Annotated in this window: 10 protein-coding genes; 7 read left to right on the top strand and 3 right to left on the bottom strand. The window is 46.2% G+C overall.

Translation table 11 applies throughout. The annotated features are described in order from the left end of the window. Positions 1–65: 65 nt before the first annotated feature. On the bottom strand, positions 66–650 hold the full coding sequence (gene rbr / locus AC29Z1_RS04045; RefSeq protein WP_488270180.1) for a rubrerythrin: 585 nt from the start codon (positions 648–650) through the stop codon (positions 66–68). Positions 651–1,140: 490 nt separating this feature from the next. Between rbr and AC29Z1_RS04040 the strand changes: the two genes are divergently transcribed. The 7 genes from AC29Z1_RS04040 to AC29Z1_RS04010 all read left to right on the top strand — a co-directional run bounded on the left by AC29Z1_RS04040 (position 1,141) and on the right by AC29Z1_RS04010 (position 8,221). Beyond that, the gene (locus tag AC29Z1_RS04040) at positions 1,141–1,887 is read left to right on the top strand and encodes a class I SAM-dependent methyltransferase (protein ID WP_488270179.1); all 747 of its coding nucleotides are present in this window, start codon (positions 1,141–1,143) and stop codon (positions 1,885–1,887) included. Between the two features lie 37 nt (positions 1,888–1,924). After that, positions 1,925–2,872, top strand: a complete 948-nt coding sequence (nikB, locus tag AC29Z1_RS04035; protein ID WP_488270178.1) for a nickel ABC transporter permease — start codon at positions 1,925–1,927, stop codon at positions 2,870–2,872. Next, positions 2,869–3,723 (top strand): nickel transporter permease, encoded by an 855-nt coding sequence (gene nikC / locus AC29Z1_RS04030; protein WP_488270177.1) that lies wholly within the window; start codon positions 2,869–2,871, stop codon positions 3,721–3,723. Before nikB ends, nikC begins: the two co-directional genes overlap by 4 nt. Before the next feature lie 21 nt (positions 3,724–3,744). After that, a complete protein-coding gene (locus tag AC29Z1_RS04025) occupies positions 3,745–4,515 on the top strand; it encodes an ABC transporter ATP-binding protein (RefSeq protein WP_488270176.1) in 771 nt (256 codons plus the stop codon). A 28-nt stretch (positions 4,516–4,543) separates the two neighbouring features. Beyond that, positions 4,544–5,515 carry an ATP-binding cassette domain-containing protein gene (locus tag AC29Z1_RS04020; protein WP_488270175.1) on the top strand — a complete coding sequence of 324 codons (972 nt, stop codon included), beginning with the start codon at positions 4,544–4,546 and terminating at the stop codon, positions 5,513–5,515. A gap of 13 nt (positions 5,516–5,528) precedes the next feature. Further along, the gene (locus AC29Z1_RS04015; protein WP_488270174.1) at positions 5,529–7,064 is read left to right on the top strand and encodes an ABC transporter substrate-binding protein; all 1,536 of its coding nucleotides are present in this window, start codon (positions 5,529–5,531) and stop codon (positions 7,062–7,064) included. A gap of 188 nt (positions 7,065–7,252) precedes the next feature. Further along, positions 7,253–8,221 carry a hypothetical protein gene (locus AC29Z1_RS04010; protein WP_488270173.1) on the top strand — a complete coding sequence of 323 codons (969 nt, stop codon included), beginning with the start codon at positions 7,253–7,255 and terminating at the stop codon, positions 8,219–8,221. A 192-nt stretch (positions 8,222–8,413) separates the two neighbouring features. On the opposite strand, the gene AC29Z1_RS04005 is transcribed toward AC29Z1_RS04010, so the two are convergent. Together AC29Z1_RS04005 and AC29Z1_RS04000 are read right to left on the bottom strand one after the other, a co-directional pair. Continuing rightward, a complete protein-coding gene (locus AC29Z1_RS04005) occupies positions 8,414–9,043 on the bottom strand; it encodes a cobalamin B12-binding domain-containing protein (RefSeq protein WP_488270172.1) in 630 nt (209 codons plus the stop codon). Between the two features lie 62 nt (positions 9,044–9,105). Further along, positions 9,106–9,504 (bottom strand): dihydropteroate synthase (locus AC29Z1_RS04000; protein ID WP_488270171.1); only part of this gene is annotated, 399 nt, incomplete at its 5' end.

Here is a 9,504-nt window from a genome sequence, read left to right as displayed (position 1 = left end):
AGTAACTGATTGCAGTTTTTTCTATTTGGGGGCTGTCTTAACGCGACAGCCCCTTTTTAATAATTTTAGTAGGTTTCAACAAATACTTCAAAGTATGCTTGCGGATGAGCACAGGCCGGGCATAACTCGGGGGCTTGCTCGCCTGTATGGATATGGCCACAGTTGTTACATTTCCATTGAACAACTGTCGGCTTTTTGAAGACAGTACCTTCTACAAGGTTGTTATACAGTTTTTTGAATCTAGTTTCATGGTGTTTTTCTACTGCAGCAATATTCCTGAAAACAGTAGCAATGGCCGGGAAGCCTTCTTGGTCGGCAACATCAGCAAATGCAGGATACAGTTCAGTCCATTCTTCATTTTCTCCTTCGGCAGCAGCTTTCAGATTGGCTTTGGTGTCACCCAGAGCCACAGGATAGTCGGCCTGGATATGAACCATTTCACCGTTCAAGCTTTCAACTAAAAACTTAAAGAACCGCTTAGCATGTTCTTTTTCGTTCTCGGCAGTTTCGGTAAATATATTGGAGATTTGTACATAGCCTTCTTTTTTGGCTGTGGATGCATAATAGGTGTAACGGGTTCTAGCCTGTGATTCACCAGCAAATGCTTTCATTAGATTCTCGGCAGTTTTGGTTCCTTTTAATGATTTCATCGTATAACCTCCTCCGATAATGTAGAAAATTGCCAGAAAGTCCGCTTAATGGCACTCTTCTAAATATAACATGTACTACAAATTTGGAGGAAAATCCTTCTATCGGGGTCAAAAATGGTTGGTAGGCGATTTTTTTTGTAGTAAAACATAAAGTTATACGTGTATTTTGATGTTTTTTGTCGGCACGGTACCCCAGGTGTCAATTAGGCATGTAAGAATAAACACGACAATGATCAATGGAATATTTTTTCAATAAAGTATTGCGTTGCCAGCCGGAATACGTTATAATTGTAACAAATACCGATCCGAAGGTCGGGGCTGCGTTATATGTAATGGATTATCCCAAAAGATGAATAGGTGAGACATATCCACGAAGGGTAACAGGACTAATACTGTCCTAGCCTTCGTGGTTTTTTGTTATCGGGGGAGGAGATATAAAACCGCATTTTGATTTTTCTAAAAAAACAACTGCCCAAAAGGAGAGATTGTTATGTTGGAACAACGAATTGAAGCCTACTGGGATAGGCGTGCGGATAGTTATAACGAAGTTGTAAAAAAGGAATTGGCCTGCCAGAAAAAAGCGTCCTGGGAAGCATTGTTGCGCAAGTATGCCGGAGAACAGGAAAATCTCCAGGTATTGGATGTGGGAACAGGGCCGGGGTTCTTTGCCATTTTGCTGGCCGGACTTAACTATTCGGTTACCGCTATTGACAAGTGCGAAGAAATGTTGAAACAAGCCCGCAAAAATGCAATATTAGCTGGCAAAAATATAAAATTTTTGAAAAGCGATGCCCATGATGTTGATCTGCCTGAAGAGAGTCTGGATTTGATTGTGTCCCGTAACGTGACATGGTTACTGCCTAATCCGCTGGAAACCTATCAAGCCTGGTATCGGTTGTTAAAACCAGCAGGCAAGGTGTTGGTTTTTGATGCCAACTGGCATTTGCACCTGACAGATCCGGCGCTACAGGCTGAACATGATGCGTATTTGCAGTTAGCCATCGAAAAAGGATATAAGCAAAATATTTCGCCAGAGCAGCAAAAAGAAAACGAAGCCATCGCCCGCAAACTACCCTTGACATATGAAAAACGTCCTTTATGGGATGCGCAGGCGTTTCGTCAATGTGGTTTCCGGCAGGTTGTGATAGAGGATAATATCAATCACCTAGTTTACGATGAAATTGAGCAACTTTTGTATACGCCTACTCCCATGTTTGCTGTTTGTGCTACCAAATAACGGTATGTGAAGGCGCAAAAGAAGGGAAGAAACACGTGTGCCGGTAAATTTTCTTATTCAGCGAGGCATTTCTTTTGTCGTTGTATTATTTGGCATTTCGCTGGTTACTTTTGGTCTGATGGCATTGGTGCCAGGGGATACGCCGGAAATGGTACTGATCTCTATTGGGGTGGAAGCGCCGCCGGAGGCTGTGGAAGCACTGCGGCAGCAATTAAAGCTTGATGACCCGGTGCATATGCAGTACGGACGCTGGCTGTTTCAGGTGCTTCAGTTGGATTTGGGCCTATCCTACCGGACAGGGTTGCCGGTTGTGCATGAACTTGGTAATCGGCTGACAGCTACTGTACAACTGGCTTTGGCTTCCTTGGTGTTTGCTCTGGTATTTGCTGTGCCACTGGGGATTCTTACGGCACTTTATCCCAGGAGCTGGCTTGATATTGTGGGGCGGATCGCTGTGCTGGCTGGTTCATCTATTCCTAATTTCTGGCTTGGCTTATTGTTGGCTTATCTATTTGGTGTCAAATTGCAGTGGCTGCCGCTCTCGGGATCAGGCAGCCCCGACGGGCTGGTGTTGCCGGCAGCTACCCTAGGTTTTGGTATGGCGGCGGCGTATACCCGGCTGCTGCGTGGCAGTATGCTGGATGCTTTATCCCAGGGCTTTATCCAGGTGGGCAAAGCCAAAGGACTTAAGGCAAAATGGCTTATCGGGCGGCATGCCTTTCGATATGCATTGTTGCCGGTAGTAACTTGGTTTGGTATGAGTATTGGGCATTTATTAGGCGGCAGTGTCGTTGTGGAAACGCTATTTTCTTGGCCTGGACTGGGAAGGTTTGTCGTGGAAAGCATCCAGGGCCGTGACTACCCGGTGATTCAGGGGTATGTCCTTTTTTCGGCTTTGACAATTGTAGCGATCAATTTTCTGGTCGATTGTCTTTATTCTTACCTTGATCCGCGTATCCGCTTAGGAGGTGGACAAGGACAGTGAGACATACCATTTGGCGTTTATATTGGCAGCGGTTACAGCATGACAAAGCAGGTATCTTGGGATTGCTTGGCCTGTTGGTTTTTGTTAGTGTTGCACTAGCAGCGCCTTATGTAAGTATGCATGATCCGCAAACCGTACAGTTGGGGGTAAAGCTGCAGGAGCCTTGCAGGCAATATCCGTTTGGTACCGATCATCTTGGACGCTGCATTTTCAGCCGGGTGGTGTATGGTTCGCAGGTTTCCCTGGCGTCGGCAAGTATTGTACTTGTAAGTGTGCTGGCCATAAGTCTGCCAATAGGGATGATTGCCGGCTATGCCGGGGGAATGGTTGATCAAATCTTTATGCGAATTGTAGACACGATACTAGCTTTTCCTACGCTGATTTTAGCATTGGCTATTGCTGGCTTTCTCGGTTCCGGTCTGGTTAATGTCATGCTGGCGCTGGCGGCTGTTTGGTGGGTCAGTTATGCCCGTATTGTGCGGGGACTGACTCTGGCAGTCAAGGAAAAAGAGTTTGTCATGGCTGCCAAAGCATCAGGCGCTAAGACGCTGTCGATTTTACATCATCATATCTTGCCCCATGTCCTGCCAACCGTTATTGTACTGGTCACTCTGGATATGGGAAAACTCATTATGGCACTAGCCGGATTTTCTTTTCTGGGACTTGGGGCTCAGCCGCCGATACCGGAATGGGGAAGCATGCTCAATGACGGCAGGCCATATTTTCAGGCAGCACCGCATGTCATGCTATTTCCAGGACTGGCGATTGCATTAGTTGTATTATCCTGCAATCTTTTGGGGGATGCGCTCCGGGATGCGCTTACTCCGCAAGGGACATCACAGACAGAGTAAGTACAGGGAAAGGATACAAGTATGGCACTGGCTGTTAAAGACTTGCGAACCTATTATTTTCAATCTGACAAAGTGATACGAGCCGTTGACGGGGTAAGTTTTTCTGTGTTGCCGGAAAAAACATTATGTTTAGTTGGCGAAAGTGGCTGCGGAAAATCGACAGTGGCTTTGTCATTATTAGGGCTTATTGAGCCGCCGGGAAAAATTATAACTGGTCAGATTAGTCTGGATGGGCGTGAACTCTTATCGATGTCGGCGGAAGAACTGCGGCTGATACGTGGCCAGGAAATTTCTGCCATTTTTCAAAATACGCGTTATTCCTTACATCCCTCACTGACCATTGGAATGCAATTGGTAGAAACCGTATTGTCACATACTGCAACAACCAAATCTGCTGCCATGGAAATGGCCATGGATATGCTTGCGCGTGTCCGGCTGCCAGAGCCCGCAAAGCTGTTTAACCGCTATCCTTTTGAACTCAGCGGCGGAATGCATCAGCGGGTGATGATTGCCATGGCACTGTTACTCCGACCCCGGTATTTGATTGCTGATGAGCCGACCTCAGCGTTGGATATTACTACTCAAATCCATATTCTTGATGAATTAATGGAGCTAAAAGAACAATATGGCGCAGGTATGCTGTTCATTACCCATGATCTGGCCGTGGTGGCCGAGATTGCCGATGAAGTGGCAGTTATGAAACAAGGCAGGATAGTGGAGTTTGGTTCTGTCAGCGAAGTGTTTCAAAACCCTGTACACCCCTATACCAAACAGTTGTTACAAGCATTTTAACCATGGGCGTTTTAGGAGGTGAGCGGACATGAGTCAGCCTTTATTAGTGGCAACTGATTTGAAAAAACATTATATAGTCAAGGATTCTTTTTTTGCCGGAAAAAAGGTGCTGCCGGCGGTAGAAAATGTCTCCCTGCACGTTGAACGTAAAGAGACGCTAGGGATTGTGGGGGAGAGCGGCTGCGGCAAAAGCACGCTGGCGCGTTGTCTGATGAGTCTGGAAAGGCCGATAAGCGGACACATTCAGTTTGACGGTGTGGAGATGACTACTGCTAAGCAGGAAGTGATCCGGCAACTAAGGCGTAAGCTGCAGATGGTGTTTCAAGACCCTTATGCAGCGCTTAACCCGTTCCGGACGGTGGGCGATAGTATTGCTGAGCCGCTTATCCATTACAACATCGGTAACCGGCGTGAACAGCAGGAGAAAGTAGACTGGCTGCTCACGGTGGTAGGGCTTAAGACAGAATACAAAGCCCGTTATCCGCATCAATTCAGTGGCGGTCAGCTGCAGCGCATTAATATTGCCCGCGCCCTGGCGCTGAACCCGGCCCTGGTGGTATGCGACGAGGCGGTGTCCAATTTAGATAGTATTGTTAAAGCGCAAATTGTAGACCTCCTCATACAGCTTCAGACAGAATATAACATATCGTATATTTTTATTAGCCATGATCTGAATGTGGTCAAACGAATAGCCAACCGTGTGGCTGTGATGTTGGGCGGAAGGATTGTCGAAGTCTTACCTGCCCAGGATTTAGATAATGCTATTCATCCGTATACCCGTTATCTGCTGTCTGCTACGCTGTCCGGCGATCCTGCCAGGCGGAGGCAGCGAAGTCAACGTATTCGCCTGCGTGAGGCGGCAGGCGGTTATACCGACCGTATAGCCGGCTGCGCTCTACAGCACTGCTGTCCTGTCTTTTGCGAACAGTGCCGTATACAGGAACCGTTGCTAAAAACCATTGGCTCGATACATCAGGTTGCCTGTCATTTGGTCGGTTAAAGGAGGAAATAGGTTGTTACCTACAACGATAAAAAAGAGACTTTGTCTTTTGGTGCTGCTACTATTTGCGGTAACAGTGCTGGCAGGGTGCGGCGGCAGGCCGGCCACAGCTCCGGCCCATACTACCCTTAAGGTAGGCTGGGATTTTGAAATGCCTATTTCTGATCCGGTTAAGTCTGGATATTTTCTTATTCGGAGTGGCATTATGGAAACTTTGGTTGATGTGGATTTTGACGGTAACCTTGTACCCGGTTTGGCGCTGGCGTGGCAGCCGATAGACTCTACTACCTGGAAGTTTACGCTGCGGCCAAATGTTATATTTCATGATGGTTCAGTTATGACAGCTAAGAGTGTTAAACAGGTTGTGGAACGGTTTGCGCACACTGTCAAAACCATCCCCTTGCAGTCAATCGAGATTTTATCCGACCATGAGTTGATTATAAAAACCAAAACCCCTGTAGTGGCACTTCCAGCCTATTTGGCTACCCCCGAGTCAGCAATATATGGCGAGAATGCTATGAAAGACGGCAAGTTTACCAACCTGATCGGCACAGGGCCATATAAATTTGTGAAAGTGGAGCAGGACAGGAGTATTGTGACCGAGGGGTTTGCCGACTATTGGAAGGGAGCCCCTAAGATTAAACAGGTTATCAACCGCCACTACCCGGATGCACAAACCCGCTTTATGGCATTGCAGTCCGGTGAGGTTGATTTTATCCGCAATGTTCTCCCAGCAAATGTTAAGCTGCTGCAGGGAAATGCCAACTACCATGTGGAAGTTAACCCTGTGGGACGGGTGAGGGTAATCTACTTTAATACTGAAAAAGGCGGACTGGCTGAGCGCGATGTTCGGTTAGCAATACATTACGCACTTGACCGTGAGGCTATCGTTAAAGATGTTCTGGAGGGGATTGGCAAACCGGCGGCAGGGATGTTTCCGCCGAATTTACCCTGGGGTCATCCTGCTATTAAAGCCAGCGAGCATTCAATCATCAAAGCTAAGGAATTGTTAGATCAGGCTGGCTGGGTGGACAATGGCAGTGGCGTGAGAGAAAAACAAGGTAAAAAACTGGAGTTTACGCTGCTGACCTATAGCAGCCGCCCGGAACTTCCCAATATCGCCCAGGTGGTCCAAGCACAACTTGCCGCTGTAGGCATCAAACTAAATCTCAAGGTAGTCGACATCGGTGCTGCCGAACAAGCTATGGTGTCCAAGAATTTTGATATGGTACTGGTGGCCCGTGGCCTTGCCTTCACGCCAGACCCCTCAATTGCTTTTGAGGATTTCCGCACGACCAGCAAGTCAAAATACCGGCCCAATTATGTGAACAAGGAAATGGATAGTTTGTTAGAAGGCGCATTGATTGAACCTGATCAGGCGAAACGCCAGGATGCATATAACCGTGTGCAGGAAATCATTGAACAGGAAATCCCTGCCGTTTTCTTGAATTATTATGTACATGCAGATGCTTTTAAGAAAACCTTGCAGAATTACCGAATTCATCCGACTGAGGCTCATGTATTAACCGGGGATTTACAATTTCAGTAATTAATTGGTGAAAAATGGAGGCGACGCGTATGGTGCAGCAGGGCAAGCTGTATGATGTAGTCACTATATGAAGACGCGTACTATTCCGGTTTGTCCTGACAGAGAAATAGGCGGCAATGTGCCGCTTTTCTTTACTGCTTGGCAGTAGGAGCAGATTAGCCAATAACAGGAGGTATATTTCACATATTATGCTCGACATAAACATAACAGCCGCTTTATCAGACGTCTTTGCCATGTGGAAAATCGCATTACCAGCCATGCTTGTGGGGTGCTACTGCGGTGTGGTATTGCGAACCGGAAAATTTTTTGCCCTGTTTAGCAAAGTCACGCGGCCGATGACTTTGCTAGGAAAACTTCCTGAAGCACTGGGACCGTTTTTTATGCTGTGTCTGTTAAACCGGTTTGCTGCGAATGCCATGTTAGCCGATTTTGGCAAGAATGGTGTGATCAGTAGAAACACGTTAATGGCAGTTTACTTAATGGGGTCATTGCCGACAGGTATTTACTTTTCTATTTTCTATTTTAGTCCGGTTCTGATTACTGCGCTGGGATGGAATCTGGGGATGACGTTTTTTGCAATCAATATTGGGATAAGCACGCTGGTTACGATCAGTGGTTTTGTTTGGAACCGATTATTAGTAAAGCAGACTGTCAAGCGGCAACAGTTAGACTGGCAGGAGGGTTGTTCAACTGGCGCTGATAAGACCGACTTGGTGGCGGCTGCTAAAAAAGCATTTACGCAGTTTTGGGATATTGCCAAAGTGTTTGTTCCTATTACGCTAGCCTTTGGTATTTTGATGCAAACTTCAGTTGTCAAAGAGGTTATCGCTGGTCTGGAGCCTTTTTTGCGTTCATGTAATCTTACTGCAGCCGGAGTATTGGTTATTATTGCCGGGATACCCACCATGATGGCGGCCATTGGGGTTGCGGGAACACTGCTTACCAGCGGTGCACTGGCCCAGGCTGACGTGATATTTGTGCTTTTGGTGGCTTCATTTGTTCATAATGTCTATTATGCAGTTTCGCAGGTATTGCCGGCCAATCTCTCGATTTTTGGTGCTAAAACAGGAGCGGTTGTCACCGCTGTGGGGACAGGAGTTTATCTTGGGATGGTGGCGGCAGGGGCCGGAGTAGCTCTGTATCTAAAAGGAATGTAAACGATAAACGGCAGCAAGCCAATCGTTTGGTTAGTGTCGTTTAATATCCTAGATGCTGCTGAAACGTGTCCGAAAAATCATTCTGGATAACTGCTTATTGCTTAATAAAAAAAGTGTCGCAACTGCTTGATAACGCATTTGCAACACTTTTCTCACATTAATATAAGGCACTATAAGTGGGATCAAAAATTTTTAGTTTTTGTTACAAGCCTTTTTCGACATTTCTACTGCGTCGTAGGCGTTTTTACAATACCCATCAGCTCCGCACCATTGGGCAACATTAGGATCAACCGGCCCTCCGCCTACGAGAACAGTTGCATGGGTACCAGTAGCTTTTACTGCCGCTACTGTTTCTTTCATCGTATCAAACGCAGTGGTTAATAAGCAGAACATGCCAACTACGTCAGGTTTATGGGTTTTTACGGCTTCAACAAAAGTTTCAATCGGAGTGTCAACGCCAATATCCACTACCTTAAAGCCGTTGCAGCTTAAAATGGTAGAAACAATGTTTTTGCCAATATCATGGATATCGTCTTTTACGGTACCCAAAACGATAGTGCCGAGTGTTTGGTTATTTCCATCAGCGGTAAGGGCAGAGCCTAACAGTTGCGCTGCGTTGGAGAAAACATCTGCAGACATAATTAGTTCAGATAAATAGTAATCACCGGCTTCATACAATTTGCCTACGCCTTCCATGCCTTCCTGCAATTGTTTAAGAATTTCAAGCGCCGATACACCAGCTGCGAGTTGCTCTTTGACCCCTGAAATGACTAAATCTTCCTCTAAGTCAATTACTGCTTTTACTAAATCAATGGTACCCATTATGCATTCCTCCAATTCTATTGATATAGATGCCTGATTTACATGGATTGCAACCGTATGGCCTATGATTCGTAAAGTCCTTTTCTATGAGCCTTAAGATAATTTTTGCAATACTTGTCATTACCCAATAATGCTTGTCCTGCATAAATTACGCCCATCATGGCCTTGTCTGTCGGATTTAATATATAGCTGTCCATTCCCATTGTCATGGTTTGGACTGCGAAAATACGGTTAAGTACAGCGCGGTTAGGGAGTCCGTAGGATATATTGCTCAAACCGCAGGTAAGATGTACTGCAGGGTATTTGTTCTTAATGGCATAAATAGCATCCAATACGGATTTACCATATTTATCATTGGTGCTTAATGGTTTGATCAGGGGATCAATATAGATATCGTCCTGCTGAACACCTTCGTTCTCCAGATCATCAATCAGCTTGCTGGCAATACGCAAGCGGTCTTC

This window comes from Sporomusa sp. (genome assembly GCF_057736855.1).
Note: the sequence above shows the minus strand (reverse complement) of the source record. Positions and strands in the feature narration are given on the sequence as shown.

Coding starts and splice junctions, on each gene's coding strand:
- rbr (WP_488270180.1), bottom strand. CDS start 650: ATGAAATCATTAAAAGGAACCAAAACTGCCGAGAATCTAATGAAAGCA.
- AC29Z1_RS04040 (WP_488270179.1), top strand. CDS start 1,141: ATGTTGGAACAACGAATTGAAGCCTACTGGGATAGGCGTGCGGATAGT.
- AC29Z1_RS04025 (WP_488270176.1), top strand. CDS start 3,745: ATGGCACTGGCTGTTAAAGACTTGCGAACCTATTATTTTCAATCTGAC.
- AC29Z1_RS04020 (WP_488270175.1), top strand. CDS start 4,544: ATGAGTCAGCCTTTATTAGTGGCAACTGATTTGAAAAAACATTATATA.
- AC29Z1_RS04010 (WP_488270173.1), top strand. CDS start 7,253: ATGCTCGACATAAACATAACAGCCGCTTTATCAGACGTCTTTGCCATG.
- AC29Z1_RS04005 (WP_488270172.1), bottom strand. CDS start 9,043: ATGGGTACCATTGATTTAGTAAAAGCAGTAATTGACTTAGAGGAAGAT.